This is a genomic window from Bradyrhizobium sp. Ken51, assembly GCF_055807435.1.
In genome coordinates, this window is sequence record NZ_JBVVPB010000048.1 from 13954 (window position 1) to 37597 (window position 23644).

The window sequence follows — 23644 nt, forward strand, 5'->3', positions numbered from 1 at the left end:
TTTCGTTCCACAAATCCCCCCGACCCACGGATTGTCTGTAGCTTGGGGCTACGAGGGGAAGCTGGCAACTAGTCGTCTGTGGTGCGCGGAAGCTTAGAGGCGCCCGCGAACTTTAGCTGTTCTTCTGACTGATCCTCTCCGCCGTCGGTGCGGCGTGCCAATCCTTCTTTGCTCAGCTTCGAGCACGCGGTTGCGAAGGGCTTCGAGTTCGGAAAGTTCAGAGATGAGTGCATTCAGATACTGGCGGCGCAGGACATCTGCGCGAGCACAATTACGCATGGAACGCCCCTAAAATAATCACACACAAAAACTGCGAGCCCGCTAACGCGGTAAATGTCGCCAGTACAGCCTTTGCATTAACTGGCGTCAAGATGCATCTGCCGGATGCAACGGGCGGCTTTCGCTCAATGAAAAGCCCGCCGACCTGTGACCGGCGGGCGAGCAAGGCGCTGTCATCAGCCTGTGGCATAATCATTGCTCTGTTGAAGACGGACTGGGATTTCAGTGCCCAGTTTGAGACAAGAGCGCCGTCGGGGGGACTGGCATTTCGAGCCCGGCGCCGCTCTCCCTTACTGTTCTGGCTCAAATCTTTCGATCCTTGCTGCGCCTTCCCAAAGCTCAACAGCATGTCCATTGACAAGCTGCTTGGCTCGTTTCCGGGCTGTCTTCTCATCGGGGACCACCAAGTCCACCCGAAGCGCTATGTGCCCGTCAGCCCCGATTACGTAAGCTCGATATTCGCCCATGGTCGTGCAGTTGAATGCTTCATCCAGGCCGGTTTAGAGCCGATCTAAAATGACGGCCGTATCAAATGAGACGCCCCGTAATTTTACGTAGTTTCATTGACAGAAACAGGAACGGTACCGCGACGTTCTCGTAATGGAGATGGCCCGCCAGTGTGAGCCGACGGGCCTTTTGCTGTCAGATGGCTGGAGATCTTCTTGTTAGGGGCCCGTGCGAGGCCCGCCCCGGCTTTCGGCCCGGAGCGGGCCAAACGCGGAAACCAGCGTTACTCTGCCACCTGCAGCACCACCCCGACCGGTATGGCGGCTACCTCCGCACGCTCGTCATCCGATAGCTCGTTCGCGTGATCGAGGGCCTCCTCAAGCTCCGCCTTCACGTGGTCAGCGGTCCAGAGCAATCTGCCCAGTATCGATGAAGCTAAGAGGATGCCGCGCGGTTAAGCGAGCAATTTTCCAGGCTGGAGGAGATCGCCTCGAACCTTGAATACCCTAAGATTGAAGGGGATCCCGTTCTGTGGCTCACCTTCGAGTCCCAACACACGCACCGCCTGCGCCTCCACCTGATCAACCGGCCAACTAGGACCAAAATCCCCTCGTCTTGGTAACTCGCGGCCTGCGGTCCCTCACGCCGCCGGGCCCTCCTCGCGGCCTGAGCTTGGCTCGCCTCCATCGCTCCGCCGCCCTTCAACTCTATGTCGTGCGATCTCGGCACCGAAGGCGTCAATCACGATTACAACCGTGCCCGCCTCACGGTCGCAATTGGGATCGCTGGCGATATCCCGAGCGACACGGGCGCCGTATTGGATAGCTATCTCAGCAGAGCGAAGCAGCTCCCCCACGTCGTCCGCGTGTGTCTCGCCGTTGTGGAGAATCGGGAAGTAGAAACGCATAGCCGCGGCCCTCGCCTTTAGTCGCGATCATGCCCACGTGTCGGGACGGCCCGCACCTGTCAAAAGCGACAGGGTCTTGGCAAGCGGATCACCGGGCGCCCTCCTCACAGCCCCCGGCGCCTGTCGTCGTTGACCCGCAGCAACAACGCTCGACGCCTCCGCTAGACAGCGTGGCAACACTACCGACCTTGTGCCCTGGGGCACTTGGCTGGCACCGACAACCTACCGGAGCCGACTCAATTGGCTTTGAACACGACGCCGATGCGAGTATCACTAGACCAAACGAGACGACAATCTCTGATAATACGGTCTCTTTCCAACATCATCTTGAATGTGGCAGGCATGTGCAGCTTCGTCGATAACTCGATCCCAGCACCGTCCTCCGAGATATTGAACACGCGGCAACGTCGGCTGCCGCCATCTCCAAAAATGTAGGCGGCTAAGTCGACCTCCGAACGATCGATCTTCCGGCGATCCGACATGATTATCCTTGAGTTGACGCGGCTGTCTCGGGTCTTTCATTGGCCGAAGCGATTTCAAGCAGTCTAAACTGCCTCGTGATCCGTGTTGCCAAGCCCGACCGCTCTTTGGCTAGCTCTCTCTCATAGTCGGATACGTCGTGTCCGTCTCGCTCAAGGACCTCGATCAGAATTGTTTGGCTCTGAACATAGGTCACCTTGTCAGCGATCTCTCGCGTCAAAACAGCCAGCTCGTCATCATCAACTGATGTCACGGCGATCTCCTTGGTCGGACTGATCACGCGCAGAAAGGCGCTATTTTGCATGCCCAATACTTACAGATCGTTACACGGGCACCCTGGACCGCCGTATCTTAGGTCGACGCTACACGTGCCCCTGGGTTTGCGAGCGCGAGCCGGGCGACGTTCACGGCTCCTCCTGAACTTATCGTTTACGATCTTGACGTACGATGACGCTCCGCAGCGCTTTTGCTGGCAAGAATCGATGTCCAACGATCGACAAGAGATCCGCCCGTGGTCGCCTGAAGAAGAAGCGCAACTGCTTGCGCTACTCGACGAGGGCATGACTGCAACCGAGCTTGGCGAGCGCTTGGGTCGCAGTCGCCAGGCCGTCTACGGTCGGTTACAACGTTTCCGCAAGCAGCGAGGCCGAGTAAGCCGCATCAACGGACGCGCCTTTGCGCAATGGATCGGTTAGCCGAGAGTCCTCCCCCGCCTTTCCCCATCTTCGCGTCCTTGACTGCGGCCGCAACGCGAGGTGACGCCCTCCTGCTGCACACCGGTGCTAACACTGCCATCCGGCGTGCGCCCGTACGACTGCCCAACCTATAAGCGCGACGCCTATGCAACCGTGGTCAATCAGACTTCGAAGACGGACGGTAACTGGACTCAGGCTGTGACCCTTGAACGGTACCATTCGAGGCGGCGCCGGGATTGGACAAACCGGACATTTCGAGAGAGCCGACATGGCGATGTCTGCCCGCAATAGCGGTGTTTGGGCCGCGCCTCCGGCTCCGACCGCTGACGGCACGCACCCGAACTCCACTGCTACGGCTGCGATTGCGGCGGCTGTCGTGCCCTAAAATCTATCCGCGAACTCCTCGGCGCTGAGTTCGCGGTGCTTGTATTCCCATCGGCCATTGTGGCGGCGCCGCCAGACATACGAAGTCAGAAACCGCCCTGTCTCGCAGTCTCGCATCGGCCAAAAGACCCGCCATTTATGCCAATGCGAGGGATCGAAAGGCTCGGCCTCTTGGCCTAATGCGTGCGACTCAACAGCACCATGTGGGAGTAAGGGCCTCTCTTAAGGGCGTCCCTCATGAGGATCAGAGTCGCCTCAACCTGCGAGTAGTCGCCCCAATAGACCGGGATGCGAGTGGTAAATTCAACATCGAGCCCGGCCATCTCATTTCAGGGATTTAGCTAGACGTTGCTTAGGGTTGTCGTGGGCGAGAACTAAATATGCAATGCGGCTCATGGTTGCGTCACCTTAAAGTGACATTGCTACCCGACGTTGCCCTTGCAGCCTAGCTCTTAGCATGTCCACTCCCTCAGGGACGTTGGTTCGCTGTCATCGGGTGATAAGGTCCATCCCTTCAATGGGCGGAGCGCCCTAGGCGTTCACGCCTGCGGCGGGAGATCGAATGGCGTAACCTTTGTCGCAGCCTGCCAGTCGAAAATTGCGAGTATCGCCGCGAGGCTCCCGCTATGGCCGATCATCGTATTTTTCACAGCGTGGATCGCCGCGCTTTACTTGTTCGACCTCATTCAGCGGAGGAATGCATTGCAGCAGCCCGTACAAATCTTGGTACGGTGCTGGGGCGCGGCGGCAAACAGTTGAGCCAACTGGCACCTCAACATACTGACCTGTCATCAATGAGTATGAGCATGGCGGCGGATCGGACGGTTTCTCCTTTTCCTGGGCCAGAACGGAGGCAGGTAAAATCAGGGCGACAGCGACGATCGAGATTGCTCGCATGGCAATTATCCCAAATTCTTTGCATCAACCCAGAGTTTAGGACCGCATGACCTGGCTAGCAACGGTCTCTGGTGCCCCGGTTCACTCCCATCAAGCCTGTCGCCCCGCGGTGTAGCCAAGCCTCCCGCAGGCGGCAACGCGCTTAACGAGGCGCCTCTGCGTCCCGGACAGCCGCAGCTGCATTCGCGCGATCTGTCGCCTGACCCTCGTGCGATTGAAGCATTGCTTTGAACTGCTCCCTTACACCACCAAGATCATGATTGATTGAGGCATCGCGAACCATGACAAGCGCATCGGTGTGAATGAGCAGTGTGACGGCGACGGCCACCTGAGAAATGATCTTCATGAACGCCTCCTGAAAAAAGCCATCATCTGTCAAACCGAAGTGCGGCCAAACCGCGGCCGTCCGCTCCCTCAGGGTGTGCGGGAGGGGGCGTCGAACCATCGCCCGCGAGCGCAGTGAAATTGAGGCAGGGATGGTAGCAAGGGCGGAGGTGCTAATGGACTTGACGACAAATCGATGGATGTCGGCCTCGTCGTGCCGACAGCAACGCGCCTCGATAACTTCAGCGGCCCGGTGAATCAACATCAACCGTCGTCAAGTCTGTCACGCCGCGAACGATGGTGCCGAACATCGTTTCGGCCGTTACAATCGCGCCGCGGTCGCCTTCCTCGATCGTCATGGACGTTCCTTCGGGAAGCAAAGCGCAACGAAGGATCTTGAGGTCAGGCGGGGAGGAGCCTCGCCGGAGCTGTTCCGTGGCGAAAGCTACGGCGGCCAACGTGGAGCAAACTAGGGCGCCGTCTGGGCGCGCTTTGCCTGTCCGGACGGTCGGAAGAATGCTCTCGGCCAATGTCGCGGTCCCGAGCAGAGCTCCAATTAGGATAGCAATGATATGGGTACGCATAGCGGCATCTTGAACCAAGTGCGGCGTGTCCGTCCATTCCCTTCAGTGGCTTCGCTTGGCCTCGGTCCCCGTTGTAACCGTCCGCTTTCTTCAAGGAAGCTATCGATCCAGAGTCGTGCACTAACCGGCTGGCTTTCCTGCCTTTCTGATTTTTGAGCATTGCCTGAACCGTCTCTGGGGTTGGTTCGTGGCTGGGTGTAAACTAGGCGGAGAGCGAGCGTGCCGAGTTTGAGACGACAGCCCGGAAACGAGCCAAGCAGCTTGTCAATGGCCATGCTGTTGAGCTTTGGCAAGGCGCAATCAGGATCGAAAGATTCGAGCCAGAACAGTAAGGCCGCCTTAGTGGGCGGCGTCTTCGTTCGGTCCCGGTAGTTCTCAAGCTCAACCACCTTTTCCCACACTATTGAGAAACTGCTCTTTTTCGCCAGGCGCGTAACCCTGCGAAGCGCCATAATACGGTTCATTGTCGCCAACGTGATCGAGTGATCGATGATGTCTGAAACGAGCTCGTCGGTGGGCAAGCCGGTTCGACTGCGGATCGCGAGCTTGTCCTCGAACAGCTGGATAAATGCCTGCCGGAGTCGCGAGGACTACCGTTGCAAAAGTCTGCTGGGCTGGCCCGTCGTTTGAGCCAGAATGGAACACGCCGGCCCATGTACGGTTCGACGAAGCCTAGTGACGCACACTGGCACAGAGATTCAGCAAAGAGATCGGTCGGGCAGGTGTTACATTCGCACATTTGGCGAGCCAAACCGGTTCCATTTGAACAGCATTGTTGAGGTTAACAATAAACCGGCCTTATTGACGCCGCGCGCGACACCACTCTTGCTTAAGCACTCGCGTTGACCAACTATAGATTGCAGGTGCGCTTTGCGAGTGGACTTGGAACCGTGACTGTTGCCGTCACACTCCTGCTAGGGAGCTTTGTCGTCGGACTGGGGACAGGTCTGTTGTTCCGGGCCTGGTCCCTCTTGCTGGTCTCGCCCCTAGTCGCAATTGTGTCCGCAATCGTTCTTCAGACCTCAGAGTTTAAGTCCTTCGCCGGCGTAGCGGTCATCGTAGGATGCCTCGTCATCAGTCAGCTTGCCTACCTTCTCGCGACGTTCCATCTGCACGGCGGAGAGGTCTCAATGCAGGAGGAAGTCGACGGCTATCCAAACGAACACCGCCAGAAGAATGTCCGCGACCAGGACGAATAGCGCCAATCCCATCCAGGAAGGAACCTTGCGGCGCAGCCGCAAGGAATCTCGGCGCGTCAGCAGCCCACTCACGAAGGACCGCCGCGCATATTGGGCCGCCGGGCCGGCCGCACTCTTTTGAAACACCAGTTTGTTCATTGCGGGACACCTTTAATGCTTATCGCCGTCACGCCGCTAACTGGTAAGAGCGGTAGCAAGAGCGGTGCCAATACGAAGCGGACATGGCGGCCGTGCGGACGCAGCGGGGCGGTAGTGTGACGGTCACCTGGCTCAGGCGATATGGACCGCAGAGCGCCCATGGACTTTATCGGGCCAACTGTCGGCCCCAAGGCGCACTGGTTAGCCGCATCATGTAAACGCAACAGCCAAAGCAATGGCCCCGACCGCGAAGTCCAACGATTGTTCAGGCTGGCCCCGGCGGGAGCGGGCGCATCGAAGACCCGAACTGGGCGGTCAAGCTGGTTCAATGAGGCGAATGGCGCGAGCCGTAGGAATACTATTGAAGAAGCAGCCGCTTGATCTGGCGCGAGCAATTACAGCTCAGCCTGAGCGACGCCCGCCGCCAGGTGACTGCCTCAGTTAGAACTGAATCGCAGACTTCTATACCGCGCGAAACTGAAGGGCCCCGATGTCGCAGAACGCCACGAGTCCAAGCCACTGGCTGCAGCGCGCATCGCAGACCCGCGCAAAGGCGCAGCGTACCAGAGACGTGGGCACCCGAGACCGGCTGATCCAAATGGCCGAGGAGTATGATCGTCTTGCCGAACAGGCTGAACGACAACTGGCCCCTTCCGAGCCAAAGCTATCCTGAATAATCCATTCATCGAGCGCATCTACGTCCGTTTCCGTGGCCCGGCCGGCCCCACCTTGTTCACTTTTATCTGCCCCAAGGCGGGACCGCGCTTTGCGCGTTGGGGATTCGGATGCACATCATCACCAACATGTTCTTCATCGTGTTCGACTGGACTAGCCTCGCGCTGGCCCAGTTCCTGATTTTGTGGTCGCGCAGATGCCAATGCTCACGGTTTGCCTGATCGGCCTTGACGACTACAGCGTCCGCGAGGACGGCCACACAGTAGGACTCATCCGACTTGCTCATGAACGCACGCCCGCAGTTTGGCTTTGGACCATCACGGTCACCATCCCCGGCCCACCGTTCGGTGACGCGGCGACGTTGGATGAACTCAAGGGGCGAAGAACCGCAGCCCATCCAGCAATGGAGCGCGAGCCGCAATAATGCAACGACCGGCGGAACTTTGGCAAAGAGCTTGCTCTTGAGTAGGTATCCGGGATTTTGTTAGTTCCCTCTCGGGGCTGGAGTAACCCACCGCCGCCGGATCATAAATTTCGAGTCCGGCGGCGTTTTTCCTTGAAGCCGATTCCGCGGAGCCACGCGCAGGCCAGTACCGCTGAGCGGAGTGCCTTACCGAGAATGTATGCTCCCGAGCACGCAAGGGACCTCGCTATGGCAATGTACACTGATGTCAGAGTTGAATTGGAGACGTGTCACGCCGCAAGGGGCTCTCCAACTCGCAATGTATCCGGAGACGATAGAACTGCGACACGCCTCTGCGCTAGCGGCAAAGAAAAGAGACCTCGGTTGCTGCGCTCGCGGCCTGGCAGCACGCTTCCTTCTTTGAGTTTGACAGCAAACGAAAGGCCAACAGCTGTGCCGCTTTTTGCAGGCGTACGCTTCGCAGAGGCTTTGGGTCCCCTCCTTTACGTCTATGCTGAGGATGAGGATACGGCGGCCGAGATCGAGGGCACTTTCTCTCTCCACATTGCCAATGTTCCCTGAAGCGCACTGAATCGGGATATCGAAATTTGTTCTCTTTTACCGAAGTTCTAATCTAGGCAGCCGGCCTCCTGCCCACCTCCAGCGACGCCGCCTTGAGTGCGTCTCTGGAGACGCCTTCCGCTGCCCTACTCACGATGACCTGAGCCATTTTCGTTAGCGTGGCGGTGCTGACGGACATTTCCCGTGCGGCTTCCTCTAATACGGATCTCATCGTTTCTTTTGTTTCCATCCTCCTGATCGTCAGAGTGTGTCAGAACGGAGCCGGCGACATGAACTATTAATTCTTGTCTGTTGCGGGCTAGCACCCTTCAGCTCACACGCCGCAGGTTATCAGGGGTGTTCGATATGCCCCGCCGGAACTGCCAGAGCGCGGCTTGGTTGGCCGGCTGCCTCGGCGCTTCTTCCACATCGACACGGGCTGTCATCATAGCGACGATCTTGGATTGCTGGCGCAAACGGAGAACTACCGCAAGATTTCAAGGAGATTGGCGGGCACACCGGGCCATGTCCGCTCGGCTCGAAAGGCTCGCAGAAATTCGATTCAGGAATGCGAGCTAGGGGGATCCGCGAACGCCGTTTGGCTTTCCTAATCGGTCCAGACGAGCGGCCAAATGTTCAACGCCGAGTCCCCCGCCCTGCTAGTTCGCTGCGGCTTTTTCGCACCCATCTGTAGCTTACCTTCGTAGAAACTCACGTTGGACTTCGCCGGACTGATCGCAAACCGTTCCAATTCAATACCTTCGCTCAGCCGGTTTGGAGGAGTGGATATCCCCTGAACGTCCGGCTTACAGATCACTTTTGAATTATTCCGGTTTGCTTCCAGACCACGAGTGGCAGAGCGGGGTGTTGCTGATGGCACGGACGTAATACGTTGCAGTTTGCACAACCCTCCGAATCGAGCCGCCAAATAGTGCTCAAGAAGGTCATAAAAACGGCCGAGGATAAGGCGGCAAACGACGAACAAAAAACCCCGCCGAAGCGGGGTTGTTGATGCAATGTAACTGGTAAATGCTAGCCTTTAGCCATGCACTCTTTGACATACGCCCGCTTCTTCGACAGATGAAGCCCCTGCGCCGAAGCCTCCTTCTTGCAAGCCTTCTGCCTCGTAAGCCATTCGGGGTTCTGTGTGGCACTCCCTGCAAGTGCAGGCGTGGCGACGGCTGCTGCCAGCACGACGGCTGTGATAACGACAATGTATTTCATGAAATCTCCAAAGTGTGATGCATCAAGGACCATGTTAGGTTCGCTGCTCACGAAGGCAATGTAGAGGGCGCTCAAAATACGATCAAAGCGGTTCGTTTTATGAGCAAGGAGGAGGCAGTGTGACGAAGAACCATGCAACGGCTCGCTGCCTTCCGTCCTGATTGCGGCAAACCGCTGCGCCAAACCGCGCTCGCCCCGATTCAACCCTCCTCTTGAACATTACTTTCTAAAGTAGGCGATCATCGCTTCGACCATCACGCAGCCGGTCACGTAAATGCCTACTCCCAGTCCGATCAGGACGATTGCAACCCACACCCACAAGGGTGTTGTCTCGCGCTGCTGTTTCATGCGCCCCCCAAACCCGGCTTGCCATTCAATGGCACCTGCGCGGTCTAAAAGGGCATACCCCGCCGGCCTGACGCTATCGTCTGCCCATTGCGGGCGGAGTCGAGCCCGATCAACAGTGAGGGGCCTCCGGCGGGGCTCCGGACCTGCGATCGGCAAGAGCACGGCTCATTGCCGAGACGCGCAGTGCAACGGGCGAGTCAGCCCGCATCTGCAGCGCACGTCGACCCACATGGAAGTCTGGTCGAGGTCGCCGAGCAAAAAATAGCCGAAAGCCGTAGCGCGATATGCCAGATGATTCAGCGGGTCCAAGGGAGTAAGGCGCATGGCAGTCCCGAGATGCTCGATCGCCACTACGCACTCTCCCGCATAAACGCGGAGCCAGCCGCTGCGCTGCCATGCCGCTGCATGGTTCGAATTCAATCGTAGAGCATGATCGATGACACCGATGCCTGCCTTGATGTCGCCTACGACATGAGCAATTGCATGGGCACTCCAGGTGAGCGCCACGGCATCCGCACGGCCGAGGTCCGCGCCCAATCTAGCAAGCCGATCGGTCTCGGCCGTCTCGGCAGCGTGATCAGTCACCCAGCCGTTCGACTTGCGCATGAGATAGCACTCTGCAGTAAGCGCGTGGCCGTGCAAAAGTAGGAGCTCGATCGCGCGATAGAATTGTTTCAGCGCTGCGTCGTGCCGGGTCCTGGTCCAATCATGCCAACTGGCGATGCCGCGTAAGAAGCAATCGTAGGCGCTCAAGCTTTCGGTCGGTTTTCGCTTCGCCCGCTCGATTTCGACCTGTTCCAGTCTGGGGCTGAGCGCGCCAACGACACTATGCGCCGTCTGGTCCTGCAGCGCGAAAATGTCTGCGAGCGAACTTCTCGAAGCGATCTGCCCAATTTTGCGTTCCGCTCTCCGCGTCGATCAACTGACCTGTGATACGCGCACGCTCGGCAGCTCGGGGGACGCTCCCTTCCAGCACATAGCGCACGCCGAGGTCTCGTCCCACAGTCCGGACGTCGACCGCTTTTCCCTTGTATGTGAAGCTCGTGTTGCGGCCACGCTGAGCGCCGCCGTCAAGCCAACCCTGACGCCGCTCGCCGCCGACGTGAGCGCTAATGGCTCTACTTTGGAACGCCGGTCGGGCTACTAGTGGTCTGCTCGCTTTCGGTCGGCCCGGAGGGTGCGCAGAAGCGCCAACTTGGCGCTTTTGACCTGACCGGACGTTCGGGCTGATCAATATCTGAGGCGGGGTCCCTAGGCGCGGCCAATCGGCGAGACGGACGGCGAGACGCACCCGCAGCTTAGCTGGATAGAGCATTACTGGCGAGTTCGACGACGGCACCTCGCATTGTTGCCGGCTTTCCGGCAGCGAAGATGGCCGCCATTGCGGGGTTGCCCTCTGCTTCCAGCGCCACAATAGCTTGTAGAGCCCAAAGGTAAGACGCCTGAAAAATCTCCGTATGGCGGTCGAAGTCAGTCACATCGATCCCTAGCGGACAGGGCGGCCGTATTACCAAATCGAGTGGCCCCGTCGGTAACGTATCGTAGCGCTGATGCGCCACAAGGCTTCGCCATAGCACGTTGACGGCACTCGGCGCGGCGGGAAGCAGCTTCTTACGAAACGGCGTCAGCATCGCCGCGACCAGCTCGAGCCGTCCGGGTAACTTATCATACGGGACATCGAACAGCTCAGCCGCCGGCTCGCCGAAATGCACCACGAGGTTGGGTCCACTCTTTAGTTGATGCATCGGTGCCAGCGGCACATTATCGATCAAGCATCCATCAACGAGCATCGCGCCTTCTGGCGTGTAGAACGGCGGCAATAGTCCGGGAATTGCGCTTGAGGCACGCACCGCCTGCCACAGCGATCCCGAGCGTATCAATTCTAGATTATGGGTCGAAAGATTGGTTGCGACTGCGGCGAAAGGTCGCCAGCAATCCTCGATTCGGCAGTCGTGGCCGAATTGACGAGCGAGCGCCCGATCGAATGCTTTATGATCCAGCAAGGCGTAGCGCGGCCAGGTTGGCCGCCGGAAGCTGCGACTCGTGACGAAAATATCGTGCGTGCCGAGCTCAAGATCCTCTGCTTCGAGGTTCTTTGCGAATCCGGCCGCCATCGCAGAGCCGACGCTGGTGCCGATAAAGATATCGAATATCACGCCAAGCTCGCGGAAGGCCTTGTAGACCCCCACATGCGCCGATCCAAGGCTTCCACCGCCCCCAGCGACGTAGCCAATCGCGCGACCCGACAGGAATCGGACTAGACTGTCGAAATCAACTTGATCCCGCAGCGCGACATGGTGATGCATGAAGCAGGGCAGCCGAGCAAGCCAGGCCGCGGTTCCACTGACGTGACTGCTCCGTTGATCATGTACGCGGACGAGGCGTCGCGCCGACCTTGGGTGAACCTCGCAGGCAAAAGTCTCGACGTCCGTCAGGGATCCCACCGGCGCATCGCCACGGCACCCGAACACAACCATGTCGGCCTGGCGGATGGCCTTGCGTGTCCAGGCATTGGCATCGTGATCTCCGAGGTAAACTACCAGCGGCGCGGCGTGTTCTAGCCTGTTGAGCCATTCAGCGACATCGGGCGCATCCGGGGCTCGCCCGGGAAACTTGGAATTGACGCGGGCGATATCGACGATCTCCGCATCCGTAGCGGCGAGCGCATCGCGAATTCGACGATCAAAGGCGCCAGGCAACAGCTCGCGTCCACCTTCGATTAGGGCCACCGTTCTGGCCCTTGGGGACGACCGAAGCGGCGCGAGGCGCGCCGTCTCCTTGCCAAAACGGAGCGCGAGCGCCGCAAGTACTGCCTCAACGATGGCGGGGGCGTCCCTGGCAAGCTTCTGGTAGGCTGCACGTGTTAGCACGAGCACACTGGTATCGCGAATGGCAATTACATTGGCAGTGCGCGGGACATTGGCAAAGAAACCGATTTCGCCAACCAATTCGCCGGCACGGAGCTCGGCGAGAGGTTGGAGCTCGCCATTTCGGCACACAGCTAGCGCACCGTGCAGCACCAAAAACAATGAGTCCGAGGAGCCCCCTTGAGCAACGAGCCTTTCTCCCCGCACCAGATCGAGGCGAACCATTGCGTTCAGGGCCGTGATCCGATGTTCCGGACTGAGAGTTCTGAACAGAGCGAAGTCTTCAGACACGTTCTCCGGCGCAAATGTCCCGCTCGCTTCATTCATAGAGACATCCAGTTCGACTGCACGGCCTCGATGTTAATGCCGGGTCGCCTCGTCTGCCAGAATGAATATAAGGGTCAGCGCGTCAGCTCTTCGCAATGCATTTATAGAAGCACCGCAACATAGATTGTAGAGCTATCCTGCCTCTACGACGCTGCAAGCTCGGGGCCCCTTTCCACCTTCATAGGCCTCCGTTCGCTGCGGCGCTTGAGTCCTTGAGTCTGGTTGTGGCCAGTATTGACCTCCGCTCATAAGGCCCGCGACGGTCGCTTCGGGGAGGTGAGCCGACCCGCGCCTGCAACCTGCGCGACGGCTGCCTTCGACCCCAAACGGACATCGGCGAGCCCTTCCAGAAGGGCCGTTTGAACGGTTATGATCTGCTGGCTACAAAGGCCTGATATGCGGCGCCCATGAGAATATATCAAATGCGCTCAGAGGTGTTGGGTGCGAGACCGCTCCACGCGCATTTGCAGACCGCACGGTTGAAGCAGTTTAGCTTCTTCGCAATAGGGAGTGCGCCGCATGAGTGATTTATATGGACCGGTCCATCGCGCGCTGCAGGAGCGCTTCGACACACGAAGACTTGCTGACGATGTCCAAAAACGTGTGGTGCTTACAGAAATTCCGCCGGAGCATAGGACGTTCATCGAAAGTCGGGATATGTTTTTCCTCTCGACTATCGATCATCAGGGCAGACCGACTGTGTCCTACAAGGGCGGCGACCGAGGGTTTGTTCGCGTTCTTGACGATAAGACGATCGCGTTTCCCTGCTACGACGGCAACGGCATGTTCTATTCAATGGGTAACCTGATGGGGAATGGCCAGGTTGGCCTGCTGTTCATCGACTTCGAGAGGCCGCATCGGGTGCGTCTGCAGGGCATCGCCAGTGTGGACGATGGTGATCCGCTACTGCAGAACTACGCCGAAGCCCAGTTGGTCGTGCGCGTGGCTGTGAGCGAAATTTTTCGCAATTGTCCGCGGTACGTGCATCCCTACACGAAGAGCAGGCCGTCGGAATATGTGCCGCGAGCGACATGCAAAACACCGCTAGCGCCCTGGAAGCGCGTCGATGATATCCGGGCTTCGTTGCCGGCTAACCGCTTTGCCCGCGATCTGATCGTGCAAGAGACGGGATGGAAGCGTCTCCAGGCAGATGGCATCACCTTGATCGCCGCCGACTCGCCTGATCAATTTGTCGATGACACACCCACGGCTGTGCTGATCCGGCAAATCCTCGGCGCGGTTGCCCAGTTCGACAAGGCCATGACGGTTGCCAAGCTGCGAGGCGCGCGCGAGCGCAAGCGGCGTAAGACAGGCGCCAAGGTTGAGGGTCGCAAGAGCTGGGTCGAGAGAAGCGCGGAGGACTCCGACGAGGGCAGGAAGCTTGCAGCAATGATCGCCGCAGCGAAGCGGCTGGAGGACGAGGGGCTGTCGCTTCGCGAAATCGCGGTCGAACTGAACAAGCTCGGCAATCGCAACGAGCGCGGCGCGACGTTCTCGCCGTCGTCCGTCCGATCGATGCTGGCGTGATGAGCAAGGTAGCTTTGTGCTCGTGCTGAGAATCCCACTATCGAGAAGCTGGCCTGCCATCTGGTATGGATGAAACGGACGATGAGACTTTTGCCCGGCTACCTGCCCATCCTGCGGGCCAGAAAACTCGGCCCCGTCGGGTGGGGCCTGGCAGACGAGGTCATTGAAAGATTTGAATTTCGCGTTCGATCAGAAGTCCCCTGGCCGTAAGCCGAAGAGCGCCAGAGCCGCTTGATGTCCGCTGTAGCTGTAACCCGGACAATAGCTGGCCTTTCCTCGACCGCAGCTTTTGACGCCAAGCGGAAATGTGGCCGCAGAACTCAGAAGACTTAGATGCAGATTATCTGCTTGACATTATATGCAGCTGGCCTTTGCTCCCGATGTAAGGCTTTAACAGGCGTGCCGACACTGCATAGGCAAGGCACGCCTCTCGCCTCACTTTGCACGAGGATTCCGCCACCCTGGGCGGCTTAGCGGTCGGGCGTGCTTTCTAGTCAGACGAATAATCGCTATGAAGGGCTTCGCATCAAAATCGCAGGAGGCCCATTTGCGCTGAGATAGCAAGCGATCGCTCGGCGTCATGCTGTTCGGCGGCCCACGGAAGGCTGTCACCGGAAATCCCGCGATGGGCCCCCCACCCCCGACCCTAACCGGTTGATTTAGCGTAGTGACGTAACACTAGCAGATCCGCGTATCCATTTTCGTTATTAGGAATCCCTCAGGAGGTTTGAATGGCACGGCCCATTATTCTCTTCGCCATTGCTGTCGTAAGCACCGCGGCGCTTTTTAACTCAGCGGCTGAAGCAAGCCATTTTGAATGCAATAGTCGAGCTGCGAATTGCGTAGGCAGTTGCGACACCTTCACTGGTGGCGCCGGTGACTTCAGAGGGCATCAGAACAAATGCATAGTCGCGTGCGACCGGCAGGCGACCGCATGCCTAATACGGGCTGACATACGTTGGCGCCGTGAATACCCCGGGGTGCGCTGAGGTTAGCACCTCCCTCGCGCACTACCTGCGCGACACCTTTGCGAGAATGCCTTCCAGACCCATGTGCGGAGATACTGAAGGTCTTTGGCCTTCACCCGTTCAGATGCTAGTTGCTCAATGAGCCGGATAGCTCGTGCGTTCCGCATTCGCGAGTTACGCTACATAGGAACACGCGGACGCGAGATTGGTTTTGATCACCAAGTTCAACCGCCTTGGGCCACAGTGCGAGAGGAAGACCACTAAACTGAACGAGTGCGAACAATTGGCGGAAGCGCTATGCCAAGATGCTGCAAGCGGACCCGGCAAAGAGAGGTTATTGAAGCTCGCCCGGGTCCTAAATGTTGCGAGGCCACAATTTTTTCCTTAGCTGGGTGGTGTTTCGGGCGCGCCAATCGTCGTTGCTGGTGTCAAGGCTGCTCCGGGAATGAGCTGGGACATTCGCAGCGCCCATTGGGCTCCACAGCGGTCTTGGCCATAGCCGAGACCCAGGGGAGCGCTCGCTGGCGTAGCGGATGCGCCCGACTAGCTGCCGGTCCTCGTGGACGGTGTAATCATCGAGGCCGATCATCCGCAGCGTCATCATTGTGGCCTGCCGTTGGCTAGGAACGAACTTAAACCCCGGCCGCTTTGAAAGGTGCCAATCAAAGCTCCCGGGACCTGCAGCCAATGCCACTTCCTCAGTTACCGCACTGGCTAATGATCGCAGGGGCCCTGCTGGTGGTGGCCGGCTTTATTGGCCTGTTGGGCAGCAGAAGAAATCGGGGCGAAGTTGATCGGACTTCGGACGAGCCGACTGATGCGCCATCGTCGCCCGTCATAGAATCCAAATCGGAAAAGAGCCAGTTGGCGGGGGCAGTAACTCTAGCCCGCAGCCACACAAGCGCCGGGGCCGTTCTCTCCGCCGACGAGCGGGCGCCCGAGGCGATGTAGATCAAAAATCCCGCGACGATCGGGAGTACCGCTGAGCCCCGTCATCCCCGTCTACTTCTGGTGCGGTGCGTTCAATTTGGCGATGAATTCGACAATGTCTTTGAGTAGCTCGTCACGGCCCAGCTGCTGTGGAAGCCGACGAGCAGCCGCTTCGAGCTGTTCGGCCTCCGCTGTCAATTCCTCCCGCGCGTCCTCGCTCATTTCCTCGTTCCGCGTCGGGCCATTGGCTCCATCTACTTTCGTGATGCTGGCTCTTTCCAGGGCAAACGCAAAGACCCCAGCTCCGGGTTGGGTCGGAGCTGGGGTCCAAGCGTACCAAAGGATCGCTCGGGCTTCCGAGGTCCAAGCAGGGACAGCCTGAACTTCAGGTCCTAATTTATCGTTACAATCTGAATACCCAGCGTACCCACAAGTGGCAGTGGTGCCGGCTGGTCGACAGATACTAGGAATTGAGAATTTGCGAGGTACTTGCGATGCCGCTTTGATGGCGGCATGCATGCTCGCCGTCGATACACAAAATGGGCCGGCCATTATCCGCCCCGCTCTCCTGCTGAATGGCTGGCTGGGGCCATGTGACCTGCAGCATCCAGTGCCTGGACGGCCGCTGCGATCGCAGGATCGATGTGCGGCTCGAGGCGCTCCCGCAGGATCAGCCGTGGTCGCGCGTCGGGTTGCGCCTAGTCTGCTCGGCATGCGGCGCCGCAGGATCTGTGCATATCGTCCCGAACTGGCATGACAGCCGCGGGCAAGTCAGGCCAAGCATGGGCCCTTGAGGTTTTGATTCCAGCGATGAAGCACGTCACCGAGCGCCATTTTGCCAATCCAGAAGCGGCAGCCCGCAAGCTGCTCGAGCTCGCCGCCAGCATAGAGCCGGTCCAGGATGGCCGCATCCACATCGAAAAGATCAACTATCCGTTCCTCTACACTCTCAAGGCAAGCGGCGCAGAGTTCGGCGCCGGCATCAGGTGCGCTGTCGAGAATGGCTGGTTAGAACTGCATGAGAGCGGCACCTACGTGCGGCTGCTGACAGCTGTAGGAACCTAGCATCACTGCCCCGGCTTGCTGTCTTGCTAGCTCGCCCGAGCTGGCGGAACGGCCCCGGCATTAACCCCAAGGCACCCAAGCCGGGGCCGTCTCTAAGCCGCGCGGCCTTGCCTTACTCCGCGGGGCATCCTTGGGAACATAAAGCCGCGTGCAGAGTCTGCCCACGTAGTGGCGAGACGTGCCTATGACCTCGAGACAAGATTCCGTCCGATGTCCCAAGTGCGACCGACCGACACGGGTTATCGAGCGCATTTGGAACTCAAACCCACCCGGCTTCCTCCGGATCTTCGAATGCGAATGCGGCGAGGTGGTCTGGGAAGAACAGCCACATGAGGCCGTGGAGGCAGGGCCTTGAACAAGGCGCCCCTCAGTGGCATGCCTTAGTTCATCCGATGCCACAGCTGGCTCATGATAGCGCGCTGGTCGACCACGTATTCCACCTTGCGAGCTTCTAAGCGGCGTCGCTCCCTCGCTTGCTCAGCATCGATGATTTGCTGCGCTCGCCGCGCCAACTCTTCCAAATTCTCCACGACTTGCCGGAGTGAATCTCTGTTCTGCGGGTGGCTGAAGCTATTAACCGCGGTGCGAAACACCTCAGCACACTTAAGCCAGTACTTCGGGCACCGCATTAGTTCCCCGCCCATGGCCAATTCCTCGATTGAACAGTTGACTGGAAGCACACAAAAACAGGCCGCCGTTACTGTTGTGGCTCGAATCTTTCGATCCTAGTTGCGCCTTCCCAAAGCTCAACAGCATGTCCATTGACGAGCTGCTTCGCTCTTTTCCGGGCTGTCGTCTCATCGGGGACCACCAAGTCAACCCGAAGCTGTATGTGCCCGTCAGCCCCGATTACGTAAGCTCGATATTCGCCCATCGTCACGTTAGTTGAATGCTTTATCGAGGCCAGTTTAGAGCCCATCGAAATGGCGGTACTATCAAATGAGACACCCCGTAGTTTTACGGATCGGGTTGCCGGCTTGATCTTTTCGTTTGGAAGGAAAAAGAACCCGCGGATCTTGGAGCCAGCAGAGTTGAGCTGAAATATTGTGATCGGCGGGACGCAGCGCTCGATCACGGGTATAAAACCACTCCAGCACGGCAAGACGTTGCGCTCGCGCAACAGCCTTCCATGTTCCGCTTTGGAACAGATGTTTTGGGACTCAACCTGCAAACCAAGTTCTGGAATCCTCCCGAACAGCCGGGGCTGGAAGTGTCCATTACATAAACACTCAATTTTCCCGGGAAAATAAAGGCCGCAGGAGCTAAGCTGATCCTGCGGCCTTTTTCATCGCACATGGCAATCTTGGCAGCGGAGGGCGGAGAGTGACGACAGTTACCAAGAACTTGCTTGCTCGAAAGGAAAAACTCCTCGAGCGACTTGAAGCTACCGAAGACGCCGATCAGCGAAGCGATATCAAACGACAACTTGAACAGGTCGATACTGCGCTAGAGTTCCTGGGCGTGCCGGAACAGACGAGCGAATAAGGACGGTCTCTCGTGCCGCTATACGCCGCTAGCGCGATGATCGGCAAAATGGCCGCGTAACGACGAACCGGGCGGCGCGTTTCGTAGGCTTATTGCTTTAGATCAGATGACGGATTTTGGTTATTTTCTCGATGGCCGTCAGAGCTTTGGAGATCTTCGCTCGAAGCCGCTCCTGGTGCTCTTTGTTCGTTGGCTCGTTCAGATAAGCTATTTCGACAAGAATATTGTTCAGCTTCGTGCAAACCCGTCGATCCTCCGAATACTGATTGCGCAGTGCCGTCAATTGCTGGCGCACCCGGAGCAAGTCGAGCGGCTGGGATTTCTTCGCACTCACCTCGAGCGTCTCGGATCAGGAACAAAGCCTCCGCGCCGAATATATTGGCCCGGCGGCTTTGCCATGGTGGGCCCGAACTTGGGGGAAATGTCCGGCGCCATCACCCTAGCTCCTAGCGCGCACCTCGCAACCGAACTCGCGGGTTAAGCTTGATGCGCGCGCTGCGGGTAAATTCTGGAACTGAGATGACCACACTGTCGCGTCGTTGCATTCGGTTCGGGCCCATCCAAAGGGACAATGCCGTTTAAGAATTTAGACGTTCCGGTAGCGCCCCCGGTTCTCTGTATTCTGGTGATACTTGCGCCGATTGCTGCCGCTCATTGGGCTGCTCCGTGACGCGCGAGGTTGAACTCCACCTGTGATCGGATAGCGATCTCAAGCTCCAGCAAGTCGCGATGGATTTCCGACAGCGAAAATCCCTTTTTCGCGTCGGCGGCTCGGGCTCGATCAATTGTCGCCCCTGATCGTTTTTTCCGGGTTCTTAGCAGCCACGGCAGCCGAAGCCGTCCGGTGGATCATCTCCGCCGACGAACCGAAGGAAAAAGGATCAAGTTCGCGAGCGGACCCTATCCGTGCTGGATCTTGGCCGACTCCCTCCCGACTTGAAACTTAATCTCAAATCCATGAACTAGTTCACAATTGCTTCTGTCAGCGGGGCGCAAAACTCGAGCTACAGCGGAGCAATTGAATCATGAGCTATTCAAATGGGAAGCGCGTTCCGCGGCGCATCGTGATTGCCTGTTTGCTCGTCCTATCGGGAACAGCCTTGGTGATCGCGGCGCCCTCGTATCTGAACTTCCGGACCCACACTGTGTCGGACCTAGCGTGCGCCGCTGATGGCTACTGCTGACTGATCGGCAGAGGCTAAATCAGGCGGGCCCAAAGGCCGCCTGATTCATGCCGGACTGTGGTTCTCGTCCTGAGTGGGCCAGCGCAGAGGACGCTAGGCGCTTGTCTGCCGGCTGATGGGCGCTTCTGGGCTCATGCCCGCACCCGCTCCAAAACCGCTTCTGACCCCACGAGCTTTCAGGAATTTTCGCTGAAGAGTCTAGGAGGACTCGAAAATCGAAAGGAACCTGACTACCCTGCGAGAGGGGCGAAATGAACGAAGTAGGATCTGCACCGCCTCGATCGGCATCAGCACCGTTTGGCAGGGTCTTTGGTGGTCAGAAAATTTGAGCCCGAATATTACATTCAGCTCTGCGCGCGCAGGTACGCCCAGATTACGAGCGATATTGTGGCAAGCTCGTCAGCCGAGCAGATCGCCGAAATGAAAGGTAAGCTCACGATCATCAAAGAAGGCGCGCTCGAGGAGGCTGAAGCTGAGCGACGCGGAGAATACGGAAGCTCCCAGGCTTTCTGCGACTCATCATCGAGCGGCGAGGCGCACCGGAGGGGCCGTTTGCAAGGTCGGATGCACTTGGGCTGATCGATTTTCTCGCGGTACCTCCAGCAGGCGCACTCGGTCTGCTATCGAGCCCGCAGATGGAGCATCTTGCCGACGAATGCGAGGGATGGGCGTGTACACCGAACTTGCATGATTATGAAGCGGCTCGCCTGAACGGCATGGCGATAGGATTGCGCCGGCTGGCAGAATACCTCGGGCCTTTTCACCAACCTCATGAACCCCCTGAGTCACTGCTTGGGCTTTTGGCAGGAAAGGGCTGACGAGTAGCTACGATTCTGGCAGTCGCTCGGAGAGCTCCTGAGCCTGTGAATTGCCTGCCGAGACGGGCTTGCCGCCATCCGACTCACCGCGGCAACTCACCTTCTCGCGCAGGGTTACCCAAGACGATCAAGCACTGCGAGCATTGCGTTTTCGGAGAATGCTCCGCGATCAGGACTGGTGAAGATCAGTTCGCCCTGCTGTCCATCGCGCACCTCGTCAAGTACGGCTAATGCGGGATCTGACAATGGGACGTAATGATCCTGATCCATTTTCATTCTCTCGCCCGGGATTTCCAGGTAGAGTTCGGCCGATCAATCTCAGACCAACGCCCCTCGACGGCCTCGTTGGTGCGGCAAGCCGTGAAGATTAGGAAGCGCAGCATTGCGGCCGCTACGCCTGGAGCGGCGGCAAGCAGCCTCACGAAGGCCGGCGCCTCGGCATAGGGCAAAGCGGGATGATGCCGAACGACTCGCTTTGAGCGGTTTGGTAACTTTTCACGCATCTGCCGCGTAAGTTCGGCCGGATTACGAAAATCGGATCATCGATGTCGACGTTCTTCGCGATGATGGTTTCGATCCGGCCGCGGACGCGGTTCGCGGTCTCCCGCTTCTCCACCCAGATGGGCTCCAGCAGATCGCAGATGTGGCTCGGCTTGATCTCTGGGATCGTCAGGTTGCCGATGGTGGCGTAAGCATAGCGTTTGAGGGAGGACGGCCACTGATCTCGATGCTTCTCACTCCAGCTCGACCAGTTCGCCCGAATGTAGGCTTCCGCGCATTCTTCGAAGGTCGGCAGCACGACCTTGGCGAGGACGACTTTCGCCTCTTCGCGTGCTTTTCGCCTTTCCTGGACGATATCGACACCGGCCGTGCTGCGATCGCCTTTGACGCGCAACCGAGCCGCATCCCGCGCAAGCCGCGCGTCCTTAAGCGACACTTCCTTCAACGAGCCGAGGCCGTGCCACCGCTCTTTGCCGTCTTTCCAATATCTGTATGACCAGCTTTTCGACGTTGGTCCCGTGACGATCAAGTAAAGACCGCCGCCATCGGCGTATTTGCCGGGCTTTGTGAGGCGCTCTACGTCGAGTGTTTGAGCCGTCCAGCCATTGTTCCTCCGAGAGAAGCGTCCTCCGAACCCACGGTCTTCAGCTACGGTCAGTGACCCGATTAGGAACAACACCGACGAACTGCGAAGTACAGTCTTTCGGCGTAAGTCACTGAGTTTGCTGTGGAGTTCGAACGACCACGAACAGTGGCGAATAATATACTGGCGGAAGGGGTGTCCGCCAAAGCGAATAATATACTGGCGGAAGGGGTGTCCGCCAAAGCCATGTCTATAGTGTCCATGGCGTCAACCCGCAATCGCAAAAACCCTTGTTTTCATAGCCGTTCCGAATAGGTCGCCAGTATGGTTGTCTCTACTGGCAACCACCTAGATTAGGAAAGAGATTAGGAACGGGCATGGCGCGCAACAGGCTCACCACCACGCAGTGCAATGCGCGTCGGAAGGCCGGAAAGCTGGCTGATGGTGACGGTCTGTATCTTCAGACCAGCCGAACGGAAACAAGTCATTCGTATTCGTTTTCATCCGCTGTGGCCGTCGTCGTGAGATGGGGCTTGGGCCGTTCGGCACTGGCACAGCGCAGGTTTCTCTCGCTGGCGCCCGCGAGAAGGCGGACGAAGTTCGCGATATTCTTGGACGCGGTGGCGATCCTTTTACGGAGCTTTCATCTCGCCGCGCGACCAGCCGGACATTCGGTGCTTTCGCCGACGAATGGGTTGAGGGCATGGAGGAAGGCTGGCGAAATGAGAAGCACCGCGCACAGTGGAAAAGCACGTTAGGAACAAGCTATTGTGCATCGCTCCGCAAGCGGCCGATCGGGGAAGTGACGACCGACGACGTAATCAAGGTCTTGCGGCCCATCTGGCGGTCCAAGGCCGAGACCGCCCGCCGCATCCGCGGCCGAATTGAACGGGTGCTAGACGCCGCTAGGGCGGCCGGTGAGCGGTCTGGTGAAAACCCTGCCCGATGGCGGGGTCATCTGTCAGAATTACTGTCGAAGCCCGAGAAGTTGCAGCGCGGCCACCACAAGGCCCTACACTACCAGGATGTGCCAACCTTCATGAAGCGGCTCCCGACTATGAAAGGGATTGCCGCCTTTCCGTTGAATTCACCATTCTAACGGCGGCCAGGTCGGGCGAGACGCGCGGTGCCTTGTGGTCTGAGATTCAGGATGATGTATGGGTGGTCCCGCCCGAGCGGATGAAGGGCGGACGCGAGCACCGAGTGCCGCTGGTGCCGAGAGCGCAGGCCATCCTGAAGCAGATGAAGAAGCTGCGAACCTCGGAAATCATCTTTCCGGGATTCCGTGATGACCGGCCGCTCTCGGACATGTCCTTGTCGGCGGTCCTACGCCGGTTGGAGGTGGATGCGACTGTGCACGGCTTCAGATCCAGCTTCAGGGACTGGGCAGGCGATGCCACCGACTTCCCGAGGGAATTGGCCGAGGCACCGCTGGCCCATCTGGTCGGGGACGAAACGGAGCGTGCGTACCGGCGGGGCGATGCCCTAAAGCGGCGCCGGGAACTGATGGAGGCTTGGGCGGCCTATTGTGCCGGGAAGTAAATCGCCCAACGTGCGACCTCTAGCGCCCGTTAGAGGAACGAACGCCCACAGGAAAACTTACAGGTTTCGCTGGCTTTCTCCTTTCGGCTGGCGGAGCGGCCCCGGCCTTGACCCCCCAGGCAATGCAGCCGGGGTCGTCTCTTTTAATTTTGTTGGGCCTCTAGTGAGGAGACACGAGAGCCGCCACGCTGAAGGCCACCACACAGGCGGCGGCCAATGACCAGCGTTATTCTGATCTCTTTGGGCATGTCGGCTAACGCCGAGAGTTGAACCGAGTTCCTGGCCGGAGTGCTAGGGCCCAC

20 protein-coding genes and 1 pseudogene are annotated in these 23644 nt (G+C 58.5%); 6 read left to right on the forward strand and 15 right to left on the reverse strand.

Annotated elements, in window-relative coordinates:
* Nucleotides 1-227: 227 nt before the first annotated feature.
* Nucleotides 228-794: a hypothetical protein gene (locus tag AC0L27_RS38035; RefSeq protein ID WP_473322942.1), complete on the forward strand. Its 567-nt coding sequence runs from the start codon at nt 228-230 to the stop codon at nt 792-794.
* A 572-nt stretch (nt 795-1366) separates the two neighbouring features.
* Here AC0L27_RS38035 and AC0L27_RS38040 read toward each other — a convergent pair.
* The 3 genes from AC0L27_RS38040 to AC0L27_RS38050 all read right to left on the reverse strand — a co-directional run bounded on the left by AC0L27_RS38040 (nt 1367) and on the right by AC0L27_RS38050 (nt 2417).
* Nucleotides 1367-1633, reverse strand: a complete 267-nt coding sequence (locus tag AC0L27_RS38040; protein WP_473322944.1) for a DUF6894 family protein — start codon at nt 1631-1633, stop codon at nt 1367-1369.
* A 236-nt stretch (nt 1634-1869) separates the two neighbouring features.
* Nucleotides 1870-2115, reverse strand: coding sequence for a PilZ domain-containing protein (locus tag AC0L27_RS38045; RefSeq protein ID WP_473322946.1), 246 nt, complete (start codon nt 2113-2115; stop codon nt 1870-1872).
* A gap of 2 nt (nt 2116-2117) precedes the next feature.
* Nucleotides 2118-2417: a hypothetical protein gene (locus AC0L27_RS38050; RefSeq protein ID WP_473322948.1), complete on the reverse strand. Its 300-nt coding sequence runs from the start codon at nt 2415-2417 to the stop codon at nt 2118-2120.
* 178 nt (nt 2418-2595) lie between these two features.
* Here AC0L27_RS38050 and AC0L27_RS38055 point away from each other — a divergent pair, with 178 nt between their 5' ends.
* Nucleotides 2596-2808 (forward strand): helix-turn-helix domain-containing protein, encoded by a 213-nt coding sequence (locus AC0L27_RS38055; protein WP_473322950.1) that lies wholly within the window; start codon nt 2596-2598, stop codon nt 2806-2808.
* Nucleotides 2809-3816: 1008 nt separating this feature from the next.
* On the opposite strand, the gene AC0L27_RS38060 is transcribed toward AC0L27_RS38055, so the two are convergent.
* The 8 genes from AC0L27_RS38060 to AC0L27_RS38095 form a co-directional block, all read right to left on the reverse strand.
* Nucleotides 3817-4089 (reverse strand): hypothetical protein, encoded by a 273-nt coding sequence (locus AC0L27_RS38060; RefSeq protein ID WP_473307387.1) that lies wholly within the window; start codon nt 4087-4089, stop codon nt 3817-3819.
* A 142-nt stretch (nt 4090-4231) separates the two neighbouring features.
* Nucleotides 4232-4435, reverse strand: a complete 204-nt coding sequence (locus AC0L27_RS38065) for a hypothetical protein (protein ID WP_473307385.1) — start codon at nt 4433-4435, stop codon at nt 4232-4234.
* Between the two features lie 534 nt (nt 4436-4969).
* Nucleotides 4970-5518 (reverse strand): hypothetical protein, encoded by a 549-nt coding sequence (locus AC0L27_RS38070; protein ID WP_473322952.1) that lies wholly within the window; start codon nt 5516-5518, stop codon nt 4970-4972.
* Nucleotides 5519-6124: 606 nt separating this feature from the next.
* Nucleotides 6125-6334: a hypothetical protein gene (locus tag AC0L27_RS38075; RefSeq protein WP_473322954.1), complete on the reverse strand. Its 210-nt coding sequence runs from the start codon at nt 6332-6334 to the stop codon at nt 6125-6127.
* Between the two features lie 2671 nt (nt 6335-9005).
* Complete coding sequence (locus AC0L27_RS38080) at nt 9006-9401, reverse strand: hypothetical protein (RefSeq protein WP_473322956.1); 396 nt, start codon at nt 9399-9401, stop codon at nt 9006-9008.
* Between the two features lie 15 nt (nt 9402-9416).
* Entirely contained in the window at nt 9417-9545 is a 129-nt protein-coding gene (locus AC0L27_RS38085; protein ID WP_473322958.1) for a hypothetical protein, read from the reverse strand.
* Nucleotides 9546-9710: 165 nt separating this feature from the next.
* The gene (locus AC0L27_RS38090) at nt 9711-10298 is read right to left on the reverse strand and encodes a tetratricopeptide repeat protein (RefSeq protein WP_473322960.1); all 588 of its coding nucleotides are present in this window, start codon (nt 10296-10298) and stop codon (nt 9711-9713) included.
* A gap of 545 nt (nt 10299-10843) precedes the next feature.
* Nucleotides 10844-12739 (reverse strand): patatin-like phospholipase family protein, encoded by a 1896-nt coding sequence (locus AC0L27_RS38095; protein ID WP_473322962.1) that lies wholly within the window; start codon nt 12737-12739, stop codon nt 10844-10846.
* A gap of 519 nt (nt 12740-13258) precedes the next feature.
* Between AC0L27_RS38095 and AC0L27_RS38100 the strand changes: the two genes are divergently transcribed.
* Complete coding sequence (locus AC0L27_RS38100) at nt 13259-14266, forward strand: pyridoxamine 5'-phosphate oxidase family protein (protein ID WP_473322964.1); 1008 nt, start codon at nt 13259-13261, stop codon at nt 14264-14266.
* Between the two features lie 1970 nt (nt 14267-16236).
* On the opposite strand, the gene AC0L27_RS38105 is transcribed toward AC0L27_RS38100, so the two are convergent.
* A complete protein-coding gene (locus tag AC0L27_RS38105) occupies nt 16237-16386 on the reverse strand; it encodes a hypothetical protein (protein ID WP_473322966.1) in 150 nt (49 codons plus the stop codon).
* A gap of 588 nt (nt 16387-16974) precedes the next feature.
* Between AC0L27_RS38105 and AC0L27_RS38110 the strand changes: the two genes are divergently transcribed.
* Entirely contained in the window at nt 16975-17229 is a 255-nt protein-coding gene (locus AC0L27_RS38110; RefSeq protein WP_473322969.1) for a hypothetical protein, read from the forward strand.
* A 1323-nt stretch (nt 17230-18552) separates the two neighbouring features.
* Nucleotides 18553-18714 (forward strand): hypothetical protein, encoded by a 162-nt coding sequence (locus AC0L27_RS38115; protein WP_473322972.1) that lies wholly within the window; start codon nt 18553-18555, stop codon nt 18712-18714.
* A gap of 97 nt (nt 18715-18811) precedes the next feature.
* On the opposite strand, the gene AC0L27_RS38120 is transcribed toward AC0L27_RS38115, so the two are convergent.
* From AC0L27_RS38120 to AC0L27_RS38130, 3 genes are all read right to left on the reverse strand, one after another.
* Nucleotides 18812-19048 carry a hypothetical protein gene (locus AC0L27_RS38120; protein WP_473322974.1) on the reverse strand — a complete coding sequence of 79 codons (237 nt, stop codon included), beginning with the start codon at nt 19046-19048 and terminating at the stop codon, nt 18812-18814.
* 1782 nt (nt 19049-20830) lie between these two features.
* Entirely contained in the window at nt 20831-20986 is a 156-nt protein-coding gene (locus AC0L27_RS38125) for a hypothetical protein (protein WP_473322976.1), read from the reverse strand.
* 148 nt (nt 20987-21134) lie between these two features.
* Entirely contained in the window at nt 21135-21746 is a 612-nt protein-coding gene (locus AC0L27_RS38130; protein WP_473322979.1) for a tyrosine-type recombinase/integrase, read from the reverse strand.
* Between the two features lie 431 nt (nt 21747-22177).
* On the opposite strand from AC0L27_RS38130, the pseudogene AC0L27_RS38135 reads away from it, so the two are divergent.
* Nucleotides 22178-23342, forward strand: a pseudogene (locus AC0L27_RS38135) (tyrosine-type recombinase/integrase).
* Nucleotides 23343-23644 lie beyond the last annotated feature (302 nt).